The 16,908-nt window shown below is 65.5% G+C and carries 17 protein-coding genes; 12 read left to right on the top strand and 5 right to left on the bottom strand.

Annotated elements, in window-relative coordinates:
- Positions 1–330 precede the first annotated feature (330 nt).
- Positions 331–672 carry an ArsR/SmtB family transcription factor gene (locus tag ACYOEI_RS11100; RefSeq protein ID WP_462849542.1) on the top strand — a complete coding sequence of 114 codons (342 nt, stop codon included), beginning with the start codon at positions 331–333 and terminating at the stop codon, positions 670–672.
- 154 nt (positions 673–826) lie between these two features.
- Here ACYOEI_RS11100 and ACYOEI_RS11095 read toward each other — a convergent pair whose 3' ends face one another.
- Both ACYOEI_RS11095 and ACYOEI_RS11090 read right to left on the bottom strand, forming a co-directional pair.
- Positions 827–1,282: a BON domain-containing protein gene (locus ACYOEI_RS11095; RefSeq protein WP_462849541.1), complete on the bottom strand. Its 456-nt coding sequence runs from the start codon at positions 1,280–1,282 to the stop codon at positions 827–829.
- 159 nt (positions 1,283–1,441) lie between these two features.
- Positions 1,442–2,299, bottom strand: coding sequence for a sugar phosphate isomerase/epimerase family protein (locus ACYOEI_RS11090; RefSeq protein ID WP_462849540.1), 858 nt, complete (start codon positions 2,297–2,299; stop codon positions 1,442–1,444).
- A gap of 313 nt (positions 2,300–2,612) precedes the next feature.
- On the opposite strand from ACYOEI_RS11090, the gene ACYOEI_RS11085 reads away from it, so the two are divergent.
- Together ACYOEI_RS11085 and ACYOEI_RS11080 are read left to right on the top strand one after the other, a co-directional pair.
- Positions 2,613–2,972, top strand: coding sequence for an HNH endonuclease (locus ACYOEI_RS11085; protein ID WP_462849539.1), 360 nt, complete (start codon positions 2,613–2,615; stop codon positions 2,970–2,972).
- Positions 2,973–3,086: 114 nt separating this feature from the next.
- A complete protein-coding gene (locus ACYOEI_RS11080; protein WP_462849538.1) occupies positions 3,087–3,803 on the top strand; it encodes a hypothetical protein in 717 nt (238 codons plus the stop codon).
- A gap of 79 nt (positions 3,804–3,882) precedes the next feature.
- Here ACYOEI_RS11080 and ACYOEI_RS11075 read toward each other — a convergent pair whose 3' ends face one another.
- Together ACYOEI_RS11075 and ACYOEI_RS11070 are read right to left on the bottom strand one after the other, a co-directional pair.
- Positions 3,883–4,950, bottom strand: a complete 1,068-nt coding sequence (locus tag ACYOEI_RS11075; protein ID WP_462849537.1) for a YHS domain-containing protein — start codon at positions 4,948–4,950, stop codon at positions 3,883–3,885.
- Between the two features lie 221 nt (positions 4,951–5,171).
- A complete protein-coding gene (locus ACYOEI_RS11070) occupies positions 5,172–7,115 on the bottom strand; it encodes a redoxin domain-containing protein (protein ID WP_462849535.1) in 1,944 nt (647 codons plus the stop codon).
- A 492-nt stretch (positions 7,116–7,607) separates the two neighbouring features.
- Between ACYOEI_RS11070 and ACYOEI_RS11065 the strand changes: the two genes are divergently transcribed.
- The 3 genes from ACYOEI_RS11065 to ACYOEI_RS11055 all read left to right on the top strand — a co-directional run bounded on the left by ACYOEI_RS11065 (position 7,608) and on the right by ACYOEI_RS11055 (position 10,293).
- Positions 7,608–7,898: a biotin/lipoyl-containing protein gene (locus ACYOEI_RS11065; protein WP_462849534.1), complete on the top strand. Its 291-nt coding sequence runs from the start codon at positions 7,608–7,610 to the stop codon at positions 7,896–7,898.
- Positions 7,895–8,353 (top strand): bis(5'-nucleosyl)-tetraphosphatase, encoded by a 459-nt coding sequence (locus ACYOEI_RS11060; RefSeq protein ID WP_462849532.1) that lies wholly within the window; start codon positions 7,895–7,897, stop codon positions 8,351–8,353. Before ACYOEI_RS11065 ends, ACYOEI_RS11060 begins: the two co-directional genes overlap by 4 nt.
- A 212-nt stretch (positions 8,354–8,565) precedes the next feature.
- Positions 8,566–10,293, top strand: a complete 1,728-nt coding sequence (locus ACYOEI_RS11055) for a hypothetical protein (protein ID WP_462849531.1) — start codon at positions 8,566–8,568, stop codon at positions 10,291–10,293.
- 206 nt (positions 10,294–10,499) lie between these two features.
- Here the strand turns inward: ACYOEI_RS11055 and ACYOEI_RS11050 are convergent, their stop codons facing one another.
- Positions 10,500–11,840 carry a TIGR03067 domain-containing protein gene (locus ACYOEI_RS11050; protein ID WP_462849530.1) on the bottom strand — a complete coding sequence of 447 codons (1,341 nt, stop codon included), beginning with the start codon at positions 11,838–11,840 and terminating at the stop codon, positions 10,500–10,502.
- Positions 11,841–12,141: 301 nt separating this feature from the next.
- Between ACYOEI_RS11050 and ACYOEI_RS11045 the strand changes: the two genes are divergently transcribed.
- The 6 genes from ACYOEI_RS11045 (at position 12,142) to ACYOEI_RS11020 (ending at position 16,851) form a co-directional block, all read left to right on the top strand.
- The gene (locus ACYOEI_RS11045; protein WP_462849529.1) at positions 12,142–13,050 is read left to right on the top strand and encodes a tetratricopeptide repeat protein; all 909 of its coding nucleotides are present in this window, start codon (positions 12,142–12,144) and stop codon (positions 13,048–13,050) included.
- Between the two features lie 37 nt (positions 13,051–13,087).
- On the top strand, positions 13,088–13,780 hold the full coding sequence (tmk, locus tag ACYOEI_RS11040) for a dTMP kinase (protein ID WP_462849528.1): 693 nt from the start codon (positions 13,088–13,090) through the stop codon (positions 13,778–13,780).
- Complete coding sequence (gene holB / locus ACYOEI_RS11035) at positions 13,752–14,783, top strand: DNA polymerase III subunit delta' (RefSeq protein ID WP_462849527.1); 1,032 nt, start codon at positions 13,752–13,754, stop codon at positions 14,781–14,783. The genes tmk and holB overlap by 29 nt, the downstream gene beginning before the upstream one ends.
- A gap of 295 nt (positions 14,784–15,078) precedes the next feature.
- Positions 15,079–15,870, top strand: coding sequence for a 4-hydroxy-tetrahydrodipicolinate reductase (gene dapB, locus ACYOEI_RS11030; protein WP_462849526.1), 792 nt, complete (start codon positions 15,079–15,081; stop codon positions 15,868–15,870).
- Positions 15,871–15,912: 42 nt separating this feature from the next.
- Positions 15,913–16,269, top strand: a complete 357-nt coding sequence (locus ACYOEI_RS11025; protein WP_462849525.1) for a hypothetical protein — start codon at positions 15,913–15,915, stop codon at positions 16,267–16,269.
- Between the two features lie 57 nt (positions 16,270–16,326).
- A complete protein-coding gene (locus tag ACYOEI_RS11020) occupies positions 16,327–16,851 on the top strand; it encodes a cyclic-phosphate processing receiver domain-containing protein (RefSeq protein WP_462849524.1) in 525 nt (174 codons plus the stop codon).
- The last annotated feature ends 57 nt before the right edge of the window (positions 16,852–16,908 follow it).

Below are 16,908 nucleotides of genomic sequence, written 5' to 3'. Positions count from 1 at the left end.
ACCTTCGCCTACCGGTTCAATGGCACCATCGAAGCACCTCCGGCGGAAGAGGCGAGTCGAACGGCTCGCGCGAGCTTCGCGAATCTCGTCAATTCACCCGTCCTTGACTGAGGAATGGAGGTTTTGACCGGCTCCCGCTCGGAGGATCGAGACGCAGGCCGCACCACAACGAATTCTCACGGACATCATGCTCACGGGGGGTTGACGCCACGAAGCATAATCCTATTATACGAGAAAGCGAACCCTCCCCCTAATCACATAGTGTTTCACGGTTCGTTCACACCTTGTCTGATTGGTATCTGGGATAGTTAATTTTGTTTGAGGGGTTTCATGGCCAATACGACTACCCGGTCGAGCGTCTCGGCGAAATCTGCGAAGGCTGCCCAGGCCCAGCGTCCTTCGCCCGAGATTCGTCGCGTCGCGGATCTGCTCAAGCAAGTGTCGGATCCGACACGTCTTCAGGTTCTGATGCTCTTGAATGAAAAAGAGCGAAACGTTTCGGAACTGTGCGCCGACCTCGGGACGCAGAGCCAGCCCGCCGTCAGCCATCACCTGGCCTTGCTCCGCCACGGCCGATTGATCGAGCCGCGCCGTTCGGGCAAGCACAACTTCTACGGCCTCACCGACGCAGGCCGCGAGCTCGCCCGGGTGGTGAATACGGTCGTGGGTTGACGATAGAGTCCACGGCGATCCTCCTTGAGGGTGGGCTGACCCGGGTTTGCATGAGATCTGGAGAAACGCGAATCGGGCCGTCCCTTCCACGGAAAGGATGGCCCGACGTCGTTTCGAACGCAGCATTTTCGGACGAAGGGGATGGACGCGAGACTCAGGGCGTCTTGCTCGACGAGGTGGAGTCGACCGGGGTGGGCGTCGGGGCAACCGTCAGGCGGTCGACGACTTCGCTCACACCCACGGTGTCGCGGGTCAGGTCCACGGCCTTGGCCTTGGCTTTCAGGTCGGGGACGGTCCCGGACAGCGTGGTCATCCCATCCTTCCGGACGTCGATGTCGATCTTGGCGTCGGCGAGGGCTTTGTCCCAATGCAGTCGGCCGTAGATCCGGGCCGAGACGTTCATGTCGTGGACCGATGTTCGCATCTTGTTGTACTGGTCGCGGACGGCGTCGCCCGCGTCGCGAGCCCCTTTCTTGAGGCTCTGCACGGCGTTGTCGACTTTCTCCCCGACGCTCGAGCCGGTGCCCTTGGGTTCCTGCGCGAGACTCACTCCGGCCAGGATGGCGAGCCCGCAGACGGCTCCGGCGATGGTTCCGTACTTCCGGATCATAATCCGACTCCCTCGAAGATCGACCTTGGCGCGGAAGCGATATCCGCGTGCCTCGAGGGACTTCAGGGAGCAAATCCCAGGCCAGAGACGACCAAGCCGACATCGACTGGCTGCTCGACAGTGGGCCCGGATGGGCCCATCGTCGGGTTCTCGTCCGGATCAGTCGGCGAGGCATTCCCGGAGGAAGGCCAGGCCGTGCGCGACGTCTCGGAGACGCCCGGCCTTGTCGCCGACCTCGCGCTCGACGACCAATGGTCCGGTGAAACCCACCTGTTTGAGCGTCTTGACGAACTTGCGGATGTCGACTTCTCCTTCGCCAAGCGGGACTTCCTGGCCCCACTGGCCTGGGGTGGTCGGCCGTTTGGCGTCCTTGAGGTGGACGCTCCGGATGTCCGGCGCGAGGATCTCGATCGCCTTGATCGGGTCGCCCATGTCATAGAGGAGCATGTTCGCCGGGTCGAAGTTGACCTTGAGGTTCGGCGCCTTGAGGTCGTCGAGGGTCCGGCGGAGCAGGGTGGCGGTCTCCTGACCGGTCTCGAAAGCGAGGGTGATCCCCTTCTCGGCCGCGAGTTGCCCGGCCTGGGCGAGCGTGTCGAGCAGGGGGCCGCGGTCGGGGTCGTCGACCTGGGGCAAGAAGCCGGCGTGGAGCATCAGGTCGGATAAGCCCAGGGCAATCGTCCGGTCGAGTGCCCAGCGCAGGCGGTTGAGGCGCTCGGGGCGATCGGCCGGGTTGCCGAAGCCTCCCGTCGCCTGGATCGTCGCCGGGGTCGTGTAATCCTCGCCGGGGAACCCGAGCATCGTGCCCGTGAAGGCGATACCGGAAGCGAGTGCGACCTCGGGCATCGCGTCCCCTTCTTCCCAACTGGCGTGGTGGGGGTCGCCGCACGCGACCTGGGCCACGTTCACACCCAATTCGCCGAGCAACGCCTTCAATTCGGCGACGCTGCCGACCTGGAGACTCCAGCTGCAAACACCCAGCGCCAGCGGCGGTAACGTCGGATTCGAGGATGACGGCACGGCTACACCTTCGCCCTTCGGGATGAGTTCACGCCCGACCCGACCGGGCCTCGGCCGGGATCGTGGTCGGCCCGATCATAGCCCGCATGCCCGTCCCTTGGCGAAACAAATCCAGCAATCCTCGCCTCGAGACTGTCCCCGAGCTTCGCGTTCAATCCCATCCGCGGTTCTCCTACAATGAATCCGAAGACCTTTCCCGTGGTCTGACCCTCGGACGCCCTCGAAGCCAAAGCCCGAGAACTCGCGTGTCCGAGTGATTCGAGATTTCCTGATATTTGATTTCGGGATGATGTCACGGGGAGTTGCCCGAGCGATGACGACCGCCGAGAAGCTCGCGCACGCGGCGCTCACCGACCGGACGTTCGCGAGGCAGGGGCCGAATTGGGTGGGTAAGTGCCTGATCTGCAACGGTCCGATCGCCTTCGACGCCAAGACGGGCGAAGGCGCGACGCTGGAACATATCCGGGCGCGAGGCCGAGGGGGGACGGACGACCCCGACAACCTCGCGGCCGTTCACGGCCGATGCAACTGGGAGAAGGGTCGGCGTTGGGACCCGCGACGGCGTCGGCCTTCGTCGGAATATGACGCATTCGTCGAGCGGCTGATCGAGCGTCGTCGGGAGCGTTGGCGCGAGGCGGGGCCCGACATACGGGGCCGTCCCGATGGGCAATGATTGCTCTCGCCGAACTTTGCCGAACGCTCGCCAATTGGTGCGCGAGGATCGGAACATAGGATATGATGACCGGGTCGCTGTTTCCCCTCGACGACACGACCCCGGAGATCCCCGATGCCACCCCAGCCCCCTCCCAAAGGGCCGAAGAACCCCGAGCCGAGGCCGAAGCCGGCCGCCAGGCAGGCCGCCGTCTCGCTGCCCGCCGCGCCGCCGATCACAACGACGGCATCGACTTCGGGCGACGTCGGGCTTGGCGTGGCGGTCGAGGCGGGAGCCGGGGGGACCGTCACCGCCCGAAAGGCGGGGGGGCTCCGCGACATGGCGCTCGCCGTCGACCCCGACGTCATCGGCGTGATCGGGGCGCTCCAGCACCTCGCGAAGGCGGTCAATATCGCCTTCCAGACCGACTACGGCGAAAACTACCTCGAGGCCGTCTATCAGGCCGCGATCGTTCGCAGTGGCGAGGTCCAGATCGTCCACAAGGAGTATTTCGGGTTCGGCGATACCTGGTTCAGCCAGTTCGGCCGACTCATCCGCTCGATGCAGCTCACGCTCGAAGGGCCCGACCCCGGATCCCCCGAAGGCCAGCGCCGGATCGCCGAGAAGGGGCCGGCCACGATTCGGGGGATCTTCAACCTGTTGGGCCGCAAGCTCGACCTCGTGGCCGAGTACGAAGATCGCGTCCCCGCGTACGTGGAGCAGATGTTCGACAGGCTCGAGGCCTCGGGGATCATCGTCGGCTGGGACCGGAACGACTGGGACATCTGGACCACGAAGATCGGCCTCGACATCCGGATCGCCCCCAAGCCGAAAGAACCCGAAAGCGCTTGACCCTCGCGAGATGGTCGGACTCCCGCCGAGGCGTTTTGGCGGGGATGTTCGTCGCGCGCGACGTTTCAATGAATCGAGATCATTCCTTCTCGAGCACCTTGAGCCGGGCGGCGGCGGTCTTGGCCTGCGGGGTCGTGGGGAAGTCCTTCACGACCTGTCGGTAGTAACGGAGGGCAGCCTCAGTCTTGCCGGACTTCTCGAGCCCCTGGCCGAGTCGAAGGGCCTGGGCCGCCGCCTTGGCCGGGTCCTTCGCGGCGGTCGCCGACTTGGAAGCCGGCGGAGTTTCGTCCTTGGGGGCCTTCTTCGGTCGGGAGGCGGAGGTGCTCGACGGTTCTCGTCCCTTGGGCTTCTCCCCTTCGTCCAGGCCTTCGAAGGAGCCGTCGTCCTTGCCGACGTTCGCCGAAGGGGGCTTGCTCGAAGCCTTGCCTTCGGTCGTGGTCATCAAGGCGGCGATCTTCACGTACTTCTCGGGGTTCTCGTTGAATTCGTCGCGGCAACCTGAGCAGCAGATCGGGTACGACTTGCCTTGATAGCTCACCGACATCGTGGCCGCGCCGCCGGTCAGGATGCACTTGGGGAGATTGGCCGCCGCCGCCCCCGCGGCAAAGGACTCTCCCTCCTTCGTCAGTCCGACATCGACGACTCGCTTGAATTGGGGGGCTCCTGGTTCCTGCCGGTCGAATTCCATCGTGTAGCGGATCAGGTTGCTGTTGGGACGGATCGTGACTCGATCCTTGCCGGTCCCTTCGGGGGCTCCCGACCGGTTGAGCACCAACGCCTTGCCAGCCTTGTCCATCGCTCCTGAGTACGTCACGGGCTTACCGGCCGCGTCCGTCCCTTCCAGGAGGTAATGCTTCGCCTCGGCGTCGTACGAGAGCTGCGCCTGGGTGAGGACCTTGTCGCCCTTGAACTCCAAGGTCATCCCGACCGGCTTGCCTTTGAGGAACTTCCAGGCCCAGACATGGGTCTCCGCCCATCCTTTGAGGCGGTTGGCGGTCGGAACTCCGGTCCCTTTCCAACTGCCGATCATCGGCTCGAACCGCGCGAACGGTTCGGGGATCTCGCGATCGCCCTCGCCCGCGACGATCGCCGAGCTCGTGACGAGCAACGCACCGAAAAGCCCGACCCACATGGTGCCTCGTCTCATGACCAACCCCCGAGCCAAGAACGATCGTGGTGTATTTGGTCGACCGACCTTATCGTCATTGTAGCCGTGCCGTACCATGCCGACAGCCCTGCCGATCGGGGAACGGATCCACGACCGGGTACGGTCGCTCGGGCGATTCCACCGAACCTCTCGACCAAAAGGAACGGCCCGTCCCCGGGTGGGAACGGGCCGTTTCGTCGGGATTCGTACGATCACCGACGTCAGTTCTTGGGAGCCGAGCCGGCGCGACTGAGGGCCTGGAGGACTCGAGTCAGCTTGGACGCCGGCGGCTTGGGGGCTTCGATCGGAGGCGCGGAGGCCTTCGAGGTTTCGGTGATCGGCCCGTCGTCGACATAGTCGATGTAGCCGATCATCATCTCCTGGAAGGTCTGGTCGCCCCACGAGATCGACTTGGTCGGGTCGGGGTTGGCGGGGTTGCCCGTCGAGTTATCGAAGTGGGCCCGGCAGTCGATCCGAGTCCCCTTGGGCATCGCCTTGGGCTCGGCCAGGACGTAGGAGCTTTGCCAGCCGAAGTCGTAGGCGGGCACGGAGAGCAGCGTCTCGACCCGGCCGTCGGGATACGTCGCCTTGTACTCGAAGCTCTTGCCCCGGAGGTGCATGTGGGGCATGTAGCTGAGCAGGTGGATGTCCCTCGTCAGCGTCAGCGAGGAGTCGACGGGATAGTTGTCGGAACCGGGGGGGATGACGAAGCGATCCTGGGCGATCGGCCGGGTGTGAGCCAGATGCTCCACGGGCTTTTTGGCGAACGTCAGGCCCACCTTGGAGCGGTCGCTCGCGACCTTGCCGTTCGGCGTGTAGTGGATCTGGAAGACCAGGTCCGACCCGGCCGGGATTCGCTTGGCCGTCCCGGGAGAATACACCGAGGGCATGTCGCCGGGGGCGAAGCCGCAGAGGTGTCCTTCGCTCCGGCGAGTCTTCCCCGGCTTGTGGTCGTCGACGTAGACGATGATGTGGTGGACGACGCCTCGGTCGCCGGGCTGGGCCTCGGCGGCCTGGATCCACTTGTCCTCGGCGAATTTGGTCGGGACTCGGATGTTCACATAATCGAGGACCCCTTGCGCGGCGACGACATAAGGCTCGGGGATCTCGAAGACGACGTCGGGCGTGCCGACCGTCCAGCCTTCGGGGAACGACTTGGCCTCGGGAAGTTTCGTGGGGTCGCCGAGCGGAGTCCCTTGGTCGACCCAGGCCAGGAGCGTCGCACGCTCCTTCGGGCTCAGGCTCCGGTCGTTCGCGAAGTGGCCGTAGCGCGGGTCGGCGTGCCAGGGGGGCATCCGGCGGTCGTCGATGACCTCGCGGATCATCGCGGAGTGGCCTCGGGCGTCGTCATAGGTAAGGAGGGAGAAGGGCCCGACCTGTCCCGGCCGGTGGCAGGACTGGCACTTCTCCTGGACGATCGCCGCGACTTCGCCCGCGTAGGTGACCTTCGCGGTAATGGCGGGCGCGTCCTTGTCGAGTTCCTTGTGGGCGGCGACGATGGACTCGGCGGCCGGCCGGACCCTCGGCAGCGAGGCCAGCTTGGCGGGCTTCGGCTCGACCCGGTCGAGCAGGCAGCCGATGACCGGCGTGGCGGAGGTCGTCACCGGCTTGTCGGCCAGGACGGCGTCGAGCGCGTCGCGAAGGTATTCGCGGGTCGCCGAGGGCTTGCGGGTCCCCTGGCCATACTGGTCGTCGATTGCCCCTCGATAGCGGAGCATCGCGCGGCCGTCGAGGACCAGGACCTCGCACGTCCGCTCGGCCATCAAGGCGTCGGCGACGAGGTTGTCCGTATCTTTCAGGACGGGAAAGTCGATTCCCCGCTCTTTGGCGTGCTCGGCGACCTGGGGGGCGGTCTCGCTCGCGTTCGCGTTGATCGCCACGAAGGCGACGCCCTTGTCCCGATATTCCTTGTTCAACTCGACGAGTCGGGGAATGTACAGATTCCCGACCGGGCAATCGGTCCCGGTGAAGGTCAGGACGACGGCTTTCTTGCCTCGAAAACCATACAGGCTCACGGGTTGGCCCGTGTTGTCATTCAAGCTGAAGTTACTGACGCGCTGTCCCACCCCTCGGCCTATCGGGAGGGCGTCGGCCGCGGTCGCCTCGGCGGCGGCCGCCAAGAGGACCAAGACCCCCGAGAACCCTCGAACGAGTCGACTCGTCATGCGATGACCTCAGCTCCAGAGACTCGTAGCGGGACGATGCCGGACTCGGCCTACGTCCCCCTCTCGTTACGGCCCGCGTCGGCCGCTATACACCTTCTCGAGAAAGTACCCCGAAATCCGTCGGAAGTTTCGAGAAAACCCATAACATTCGCCGGTCGGGGCATGAGGTGATCGGATTTGTCCACCCTCTCCCCCGTGTTCTACGGGGTTCGACCTCTGCCTCAAGGGCGGATCCATCGAACCACGAAGCCTCGACGGAACCGAACCTTACCCCAAGTCGTCGAAAGTTGATGTGGTTCGGATGAATAGGTGGTTCCTCACTCTCCCCTGGACGGTCGACGTTGAGGACGAATGGGGTCGAGAGTGCTCTGGCCAAGCCTGGGTTTCGGAGATAAGCTTAAACTCTATGCGATCGGCGGGTGCCTGCGGGCGACTCTGCCGTATCGGGTCAGACGGTTAGAAAATAACAAGTCAGACGAGACGGGGTTCGCCATGCGTTTGGAGGCAGTGATCCTGCCCGACCTGGGGACCGGTCCGGACGTTCCGATTGTCGTGAGCCACTGGTTCGTCGCTCGGGGAGACGAGGTTTGGGAGGGAGACCGGCTCGTCGAGGTGCTGGTCGGGCCCGCGACCTTCGATGTCCCCGCCCCCACGACGGGTCGGTTGGCTGAGATTCGAGGGTGGGAAGATGATCGGATTTTGCCCGGGGCCGTGCTCGGCCTCGTGGCGGCGTCCGAGGACGGCGACGGCTTGGACTTGCCGTCAGGCCGCCGCCCCACATGACCACGATCCACGAGCGTTCCGCCGGCGTGATTCCCTACCGAGTCGATGGAGATCGGGAACCCGAGTTCCTGGTCCTCCACTCGGCGACGGTGCGCAACCCCCGCGCGAAGTGGGAATTCCCCAAAGGGGGCATGGAAGCGGGCGAAACGCCCAAGGAAACCGCCGCCCGCGAGTTCCAGGAAGAGACCGGCCTCTTCACGTGGTCGTTCCGTGAAGGTTTCGAAAAGAGCCTCTCGTACACTTACATCCGACGTGGCCGGAAGGTAGTGAAGACCGTCACCTACTACCTCGCCGAGGTCCACGACATCGCGACGTTGACCCGGTCCGCCGAGCACGTCAACGACCCCTTCGGCCACTGGCACCACTGGGGCACGTTCGAGCAGATCACCCGGCTCCTCTACCACGCCAAGATCCGGCAGGTCTTCTCCGAAGCCAACGCCTGGCTCAAGGACTGAGGCCCTCTTCCCCCCGAGGACCTCAGACCAGACCGCGTTATTCATCAGGCTCCGTCTACCCATGGCGGATTACGCCCGACCGATCGCTCCCCTTTAAGTCCGACATTTGTACTGTGACGACTGTCACAGTATTGATGCCCCCTCCGTAAAAGCCATACACGTCGCGGTTCTTGTCGGCATATCCATCGCGGTCCCATCCTTTCGAGGCACCCATGAACGAACGTCCCATGGACGATCCGCGCCGCGCGGCGCCGGAGGTTCCGACTCGTCGGCGTCGGGGCCTGGTCCGCTGGCTCTACACGAGCAACCCGTTCTATGTCCTGAGCGCGGAGTTGTTCTTCGTCGGCTTGCGAGTCTCGTTCAACACCCAAAGGGCGACCTTCGAGACCTGGGCGTTGATGCTCGGACTGGCCGGCTACACGCTGCTCTTGGCATCGACGGCGTGCGCCTTGATCCGGCTTGGCCGCGTTTGGGACGACATGCGAAGCCTGCTGCTCCTGGTCGTCCTGATGTTCCTGGCGATGTCGGTGACGTTCGACGACACCCTGGCGGCGCACCCGGCGCTCGGGGTGGTTTGCTGTGTCGGCGGCCTGGGCTTCGCCGTGGCGGTGAGCGAAGGCGTGTTGCGGGGGATCGGGCTGGCGTTGCCGTGCCGGTTCCGGGTCCCTTACTATGCGATCCTCGCGCTCTTCTTCCTCTATCCGGCCGCGCTTCTCCCCTTGCTTCATCAACCGGACACACCCGCACTCCAGTGGACCCTGTTCGGGTTCTCTCCTGCGGCCGGACTTGTCTTCCTCACGCTGCTGCCGGCGATCCGGCGCGGGCCCAATTATGTCGCCGAGAATGGGAGCCCCTGGGTCTGGCCGCTCTATCCCTGGGTGCTCTTCGGCTTGCTCGGCCTCGCGGCCTGTGCCCGGTCGTTTTACCTCTGCCTCTCGATGCACTTCGTCGAGCGTTCGGCCCTGAACGCCTCGCGGTCGAGCACGATCTTCGGCCCCTACTTCCTGGTGCCGATCCTGCTGGCGGCCGGATTGCTCCTCCTCGAACTCGGATTGGAGAGGCGGAACCGAGTCGTACTGCGGGTCGCGTTGGCCGTCCCGATCGGGATGCTGGCGCTTGCCCTGACTGGTCGGCCGACGGATTTCCTGACCCAGCAGTTCCTGTCGCACTTCCGGGCGGGGCTGGGGGGGACTCCCTTCTTCGTCACGCTTCTCGCGACAATCGCCTTCTACGCCTTCGCGGCGCACCGGAGAGTTCCTTCGGCGTGGGGAGCCCTGAGTATCGCCTCGCTCGCCCTCTCCGTGATCGGCGTCGACACGTGGGGACTCGACCGTCTCGATTCACCTCGTCCCTGGCCGATCGTGGTGGTCGCGCTCCTCCAACTGATCCTCGCCGTGGCCAGGCGAGAGTCCTCGCGAGGTCTGTTCGCGGCGGCTTGCCTCGTGGTCGCGGCCACGATCAGCCTGCCGGAACGATGGTCGAGGTTCGACCAGGTGGTGGTCGGGTATCACCTGACCCTTTTCGCCTTGCTCCTGATCGGCGCGGTCTTCGACGACCCGCAAGGGTGCTGGTCGCGACGAACCGCGGCGTTGTTGATGTTCATCTCGAGTCTGGTCACGCTGTCGGCCGGGCCCGAAGCGTTCCCCCGAATCACCGCCGAGGTCGTGTGGGGCTACCCGCTCGGCGTGATTGCGGTCGCGCTGGCCTACGGGACGATCGTACGCGAGCCTTGGCTCCAGGCGACGGCCAAGGCGATTGCCGGGTTCTGGCTCGCGATCGTGGGTTGGCGCGCTTACCTCGTCCTCCGGCAACTCGTGGCCGGACTGGACCTGATCGTCTGGGGACTGCTCTCGTTCCTCGTCGCCGCCGCAATCAGCTTGAGGAAGGCCGGGGGCCTCCCCAAGCGTCTCACGTGCAAGACACCCGAGCGAGAGGTGTAATGCCTCGCCAAGTCTTGAGTTAGGACGTGCCGAGGCTATTCTCATTCCCCGTAAGGCGCAAGTCTCCGCGCGGAAGTCCCCGGTTTCCCACGTTCACTCTACCGGGGGAATATCCTGATTTGAAGGGATCTGCGCGTGTGGCACCGTCTCTTGGCTTTGATCCAGCATGAGAGTCGGCGGGTCGGCCGGGCGGCTCCGGCCTTGGCTCAGTTCAGTCTCCGGAATGTGATGAGCTGGCCGAAGACGTTCTTGACGATCAGGGTGTCGGGCCCGACCGACTGGACCCATCCGCTGTAGACGCGCCCGATCAGCTTGAAATCCTGTGTCGACGAGACGCGAGCGTCGATGACTCCGTTCACGTAGGTCCAGCGCCCGAGCGATGTCGTGGTGTCGCCTTCGAAGAGACGCTTCAGGGCCTTGGTCCAGATCCGGGTCCCGACGAACGTCCCGTCTTTCTGGAGGACGACGGTGAGAGTTCCCTTCGAGTCGGTGTACGACCACGAACCGACGAGCGACTGGCGGACCTGGTCCTCGCGGGAAGGGGCCGGGGTCTTGAGAGCTACCGGGACTCGAGGCCGCGACGGAGCGACCATCTTCAGTCGGATCAGGCGGTTGCCCGAGCCGGCCGGAGCCTGGAACTCGGTCGGCCGTTCGCCGTCGAAGTGCTTGGCCACGCAGAGCTCTAGCCGGTCGCCATCGAACCTGTAAATGCCCTTGAGTGCCTCATCGAAGTGGGTTGTGAGGTTGATGTGGCTGGGGCTCTGCGACGGGTCGATCTGGAACGACGAGACCCGCTTTTCGTCGTTTTGGGGGGAGTAGAACGCGAGCGTGCGCTCGCCGATGTGGACCCGGCCGTCCTCGGCAAACTTGGCGCGGACGAGATCGGCCGAGAGGGTCTCTCCCTCGTCGACGATGGAAAGGACGTCCCAGGTCCCCGACAGGAGCTCATGGGCACGCCGGAGCTCGCCCTCCGTCGGCCCGACCTCGTGGATCGGTGAGCTCGTCGTCGGTGCGTCGGCGCCGAAGAGGTCATCCGAGGTTGGCTTCGGCTTCGGCTTCGGAGTCGGGTCCGGGGTCGCGGTCGGCTTGTTGTCGACGAGCGTCAGGCGGATCAGCATGCGATCCGAGCCGTTGTCCGCCGAGAAGTCGTCGGGCCGTTCCTTGTCTTCCCTCGTCTGCAAGCAGAGGACCAGCGAGTCGTCCTGGAACTGGTAGATGCCTCGAAACAGGCGGTCGTCCGGCGATGTGACGTCGATGTGCCTGGGGTTCCCCACGGGGTCGAGGCGGAAGGATGAGACGCGCTTCTCGCCCGTCTCGGGGCTTACGATCGTGATCAGGCGCTGGGAGACCTTGATTTTCCCATCCTTGGCGATCTTGCTGCGGACCAGGCCCGACCCGAGGATCTCGCCGTCATCGTTGACCGAGGTGACCTGCCAGGTGCCGGCGAGCATCTCGTGGGCGCGGCGGATCTCGGAATCGGTCGGCTGCCGGGTGTCGTCGACCCAACCCGCCGTCCCCAGTAAGAGGGGCCAAATGAGAGTGAACACGGGACCTGTCTCCCTACGGTGTCGTCGTGAGACTCAACGGAAGATGGCGACTTTAGAGGACGTTTCATAACAGTAATGTCAGGATCTGGCAAGCCTTCGAGCGCGCGGCCTTTGGTCGCCATAAATCACGAGGTGGCGACGGTCGATTGCCCATGGCCGGACGTTTGCGACCGAAATTTGCCGATGCTCGACCTGTGAAGGGTATTTCAGACTTGGTTGGAATGGGCTTTGCATCCGTTGGAGATCCCGACGGGCGGGCACGGCCCGCCGCCTTGAAGACTCGTCACGAAAGAGGTCTCCGATGCGCAAGGCGACTCTCCATGCGGCCTGGACCCTGGCCGCAGCCTCGGCTACTCCACTATTCGCGGCGGACCCGCCGCCGCCACCCTCGCCCGTGGACGCTCCCGTGGTGGTGCCCGCCGCACCCCGCCCGATCGCCCGGACTCGGGTTGCCCCTCGGGTGATCAGCACCCATCAGATCGACCGGCATGCCGCAATCGCTGACCTCCAGAGGTCATTGCAGGCCAACCCCGACTCCCTCTCGGATTGGATCATCCTCGGCGAGCTATCGAACGAAGTTGCCTCGGACCTCTCCGGCGCCGAGTCGGCCAAATATTACCGGATGTCGCGCGAAGCCTATGAACGGGCCCTCACCCTCTCGCCCGACAAGCCGGGATTGAAGGCGGCCGTCCAGTTCGCCAAGGATCACGAGCTCGGCGCCGACCAGTTCGGCCGGATCCGAGACCAGGCGACGCGGCTTTACCTCGAGGCGAGGCGACGCGACCTGGCGGCGACCGATTATGTGCCGGTCCTCCGCGTGAACGGGCTTCCGCCGCTCCCCGACCGGACGTTGCCCCGGCCCGTCCCCGGCCCGAACCCGGTCGCGACCACGACCGACCCCTCGCGTGCGGTGACCCCCGCGGAGGCGAGCGACCCTGACGCCAACACGGCGAACTACGGGGCCCGGCTCGACTACTCGGCCCCCCGCGTCTCGTACAAGCCCTACTTCGTCCCGCAGGGCGGCCCCTACACCTACCGGCAGTACACGAGTGCCTACTATCCGCCCGACTTCGTGATCGAGAAGGACACGGGGCCGCTCCCCGTGACGGCGCAGCGGTTCCTCCAGGACGACCTCCTCGAGCCTGGTACGGGGGTGACCGTCCCGACCACGGCCCCGCCCGTTATCCCCGTCGTCCCGGCCCGCCCTTGAGCTTTCACCCGGCGGCATTCTGGGCTACGATGACGCCATGCCGGCGCTCGATCCCGAACCCAACCCGATCTCCCCGCGAGGGCTGTTCCTGACACTGGACGGCCCGGACGGCGGGGGGAAGACGACCCAGGCGGTCCAACTGGCCGCCTGGCTCCGCGCGCAGGGCAGGGAGGTCGTGACCTGCAAGGACCCTGGAGGGACGGCGCTGGGCGATCGGCTCCAGTCGCTCCTGCTTGATCGAGGACCGATCGACTTCGGGATCCGCGCCGAGATGCTCCTGTTCATGGCAAGCCGGGCGCAGCTCGTGGAAGAGATCGTTCGGCCGGCCCTGGCGGCTGGGAAAGACGTCGTCTCCGACCGCTTCTTGCTGGCGAACATCGTCTACCAGGGCCATGCCGGTGGCCTGTCGCCCGAGGAGGTTGGGGCGGTCGGCCGTTCGGCGATCGGCGGCCTCCTGCCGGACCTGACCATCCTCCTCGACGTCCCCGGCCACGTTGCGATGGCGCGGATGGGGGGAGGGCGAGATCGGATCGAGGATCGCCCCGCAGCCTATCATGCAAAGGTTCGAGACGGCTTTTTGAGCGCAGCCCGCGAGGCGAAGGGGGGGACTCGTTGCCCCTATTACCCGGCCCCGATCGTCGTCGTCGACGCTTCGGTCGAGCCCGACGTCGTCTCTCTCCGAATCCGTACCGAGGTGGAGCGTGTCCTGGCATTCGGTCCGCGGTCATGACCGCGTCGTCGAGAGCCTGCGCCAAACGCTGGCGCAGGGAAGGTTCCCGCACGCCTTCCTCTTCGTCGGGCCCGAGGGCATCGGCAAGCGCACGTTCGCGCGGACGTTGGCGCAGGCGCTCCTCTGCGACCGGGCCCCCGAGTCATCCCTCGACCCGTGTGAGGTTTGCCCGAATTGCGTCCAGGTCAAGGGGGACACCCACCCCGACGTCGTGCAGGTCGGCCGCCCCGAAGATAAGAACGAGCTGCCGATCAAGGTGATCCGCGAGCTCTGCCTCGACCTTGGCCTGAAGCCGGCACGAGGGGGGCGGAAGATCGCCATCGTCGACGACGCCGACGACCTGAACGACGAGGCGGCCAACGCCTTCCTAAAGACGTTGGAAGAGCCCCCGCCCGGCTCCGTGCTGATCCTGATCGGCACGTCGGCGGATCTCCAACTCGAGACTCTCGTCTCGCGCTGCCGGGTCGTCCGATTCGACCCGCTTTCCGAGTCCGACCTCACCGACCTGCTCATCGAGCAGGAAGTCACGCACGACCCAATTGAGGCCGCCCGACTGGCTGGATTGGCCGAAGGAAGCATCGGCCGGGCCCGAGGGTTGGCCGACCCCGAGTTCGGCCGATTCCGTCGCGGGCTGATCGACGAGCTGACCGCCCCGTCCGGGTTCGACCCGCCCGCGGTCTCGCTCCGGATTGGCGCGTTCGTCAAGGAGGCGGGCAAGGAGACGATCGACCACCGAGCCCGGGCCTCGCTCCTCATCGGCGAGCTGGCCCGCTTCTTCCGAGGGGTCCTCTGGCAGTCGGCCGGGCTTGTTCCCCCGTGTCCGGACCCCGAAGACCGGCGCGCCGTCGCGACCCTCGCGACTCGCCTCGACCCCGAGGCCGTGCTCGTCCTCGCCGACCGCTGCCTCGAGGCCCACTACCAGGTCGGGCGCATGGCCTATCTACCCATCGTCCTCGACTCCCTGATGCACGACCTCGGGGCGCTCGTCAACGTCCGGGGCTGAGCCCTTGCACAGGGCCTTCGCCGCTCGAAAACGAAGGACAGGCCGGGGTCCGCAGTGGCGAGGCCAAGTCCCGGAAGCTATGATAAGGGTGGCCTCGACGTTCCCAATCGAGGGTCGGGAAGCTCATGCACATACGACCCGCTCGGATTGCGTAGGGTGGGCCTTGTCCGGCGAAACTCCCGGGGCTTGAGGTGGGCCTTTCCCATCCGACCCGGTCGACGAATCGTGCATGTGTTGCCCGCCCCTGGACTCGGGGGCCTTTCACCCCGCAGCCAGTAAGAGAGGCGGTTTTTACGTGTCGGTTAACGTCCTGAGCGTCGGCATCCACGGGGCCACCGGCCGGATGGGGCTTCGCCTCATCCAGCTTATCCAGGCTGATCCAGGGCTTCGCCTCGGGGCGGCGCTCGATCGGGCCGGACACCCGGCCTTGGGGCAGGATGCAGGCACGCTCGCCGGCGTCGGGCCGCTCGGGGTTCCGCTGGCCGCGGCCGTCGATGGCCCGCTCGACGTGATCATCGACTTCTCGCTCCCCGCCGGCACCTTGTCGCTGGTCGGTGCGTGCGTGGAACGGAATATCCCCCTGGTGGTGGGCACGACCGGGTTCGAGCCGGAGCAACGGCGGACCTTGGAGGAGGCGGCGAACCATGTCGCACTCCTCCTCTCGCCCAACTTGAGTCGGGCCGTCAACTTGCTGATGCGCCTGGCCGGAGAGGCTGCCCGCGCCCTCGGCGACTCGGCCGACATCGAGATCGTCGAGCGACACCACCACTTCAAGAAGGATGCCCCCAGCGGCACGGCGCTTCGGCTGGCGGAGATCGTCGGTGAGGCCGTCCAGTCGCATCAGTTCGTCCACGGCCGGCATGGCCTGACCGGCGAGCGACCTCGCGGCGAGATCGGCCTTCACGCCCTCCGCACGGGGGATAACCCGGGCGAGCACACCGTCGTCTTCGGCCTCATGGGCGAGTGTCTCGAGCTCTCGCATCGCGCCCTGAACCGCGACGGCTTCGTCCTCGGCGCCCTCGACGCGGCCAAGTTCCTTGCCGGAAAGGCGCCTCGGCTCTATACCATGCGCGACCTCCTGGGCTGAACGTCCCGGCCGTCGCTCATGGACGGGAGGATTCTTCCGACCATGGCCGTTTGCGATCAGGGCTATCTTTGCGACGTTTGCGGGAAAGACGTCGCCGAGATCACCGAATCGGTCCTATATCTACGGTATGTGCTCGGCGAAATCGACCCCGAGACGCTCCACGTTCAGCCCGAACGCCACCTCCTCTGCAGCCCGACGCTGGCTCAGTTCATCGTCGCGGAGGGGTTCGACCCGGTGGTCGTGGAGGGTCCGTTCGCCAAGGCCGACCTGGATCCGGAATTCGTCGCGGCGGAAGAAACGCGGGTGACGCGCGGGTATCACCGCCTCGAAGAAGTCCTGGCTTTGGGACTGCCAATCACCGAGTACCCGCTTCCCGAAGTCAGGGACCGTTGGCGGTGAGAGTCGAGAACCACTCATTGACGGCGGATCGCCAAGGAATGTAATGGGATGAGCTCTATGCCACGCTCTTCCGAGTTGCCTCCCTCCGGACCGATGGGTGCCAAGGACAAGGATCATCGGATCCTCTTCCTCGACGACGACCCCGAACGTGCCAGAGAATTCCTCGCAGGGAATCCGAAAGCCGTCTGGGTCGAGACCGTGGAGGACTGCCTGTCCCGTTTGGAAGAGACCTGGGACGAGGTCCACCTCGACCACGACCTCGGCGGCGAGAGATATGTCGACTTCGAGCGAGAAGACTGCGGTATGGCCATCGTCCGTTGGCTCTCCTTGATCCCTCGGCCGCACCTTCGGGCGACGCGGTTCTTCGTCCATAGCCACAACCCGAGCGCCGCCCGGATGATGGTCATGCAGATGAGCGCGGCGGGCTTCCGGGTCGAGGGCCGTAGCTTCGGCTCATCGAAACCCTGGTATGTCTCGCGGGGCGATATCGACATGAGGAGGCCGCAAGAGGGGCTCCTCGTCTCGCTCGTCAAGGCGATTGGTCGGCTCTTCTCCGGGGGTTCGCGCCAGCGCGAAGCGTGAGAGCGTTCTTCGCGGCCGGTGCCCGAGGCCGGGCGGGCGTGGGACTCTCTCGCGGGA

The organism is Singulisphaera rosea (assembly GCF_054877945.1).
The sequence above is the reverse complement of the archived record's forward strand: the minus strand, read 5'-3'. Positions and strand labels throughout refer to the sequence as shown.

Coding starts and splice junctions, on each gene's coding strand:
- ACYOEI_RS11060 (WP_462849532.1), top strand. CDS start 7,895: ATGACCACGATCCACGAGCGTTCCGCCGGCGTGATTCCCTACCGAGTC.
- ACYOEI_RS11085 (WP_462849539.1), top strand. CDS start 2,613: ATGACGACCGCCGAGAAGCTCGCGCACGCGGCGCTCACCGACCGGACG.
- ACYOEI_RS11065 (WP_462849534.1), top strand. CDS start 7,608: ATGCGTTTGGAGGCAGTGATCCTGCCCGACCTGGGGACCGGTCCGGAC.
- tmk (WP_462849528.1), top strand. CDS start 13,088: ATGCCGGCGCTCGATCCCGAACCCAACCCGATCTCCCCGCGAGGGCTG.
- ACYOEI_RS11045 (WP_462849529.1), top strand. CDS start 12,142: ATGCGCAAGGCGACTCTCCATGCGGCCTGGACCCTGGCCGCAGCCTCG.
- ACYOEI_RS11055 (WP_462849531.1), top strand. CDS start 8,566: ATGAACGAACGTCCCATGGACGATCCGCGCCGCGCGGCGCCGGAGGTT.
- ACYOEI_RS11020 (WP_462849524.1), top strand. CDS start 16,327: ATGCCACGCTCTTCCGAGTTGCCTCCCTCCGGACCGATGGGTGCCAAG.
- ACYOEI_RS11080 (WP_462849538.1), top strand. CDS start 3,087: ATGCCACCCCAGCCCCCTCCCAAAGGGCCGAAGAACCCCGAGCCGAGG.
- ACYOEI_RS11070 (WP_462849535.1), bottom strand. CDS start 7,115: ATGACGAGTCGACTCGTTCGAGGGTTCTCGGGGGTCTTGGTCCTCTTG.
- ACYOEI_RS11025 (WP_462849525.1), top strand. CDS start 15,913: ATGGCCGTTTGCGATCAGGGCTATCTTTGCGACGTTTGCGGGAAAGAC.
- ACYOEI_RS11100 (WP_462849542.1), top strand. CDS start 331: ATGGCCAATACGACTACCCGGTCGAGCGTCTCGGCGAAATCTGCGAAG.
- ACYOEI_RS11095 (WP_462849541.1), bottom strand. CDS start 1,282: ATGATCCGGAAGTACGGAACCATCGCCGGAGCCGTCTGCGGGCTCGCC.
- ACYOEI_RS11075 (WP_462849537.1), bottom strand. CDS start 4,950: ATGAGACGAGGCACCATGTGGGTCGGGCTTTTCGGTGCGTTGCTCGTC.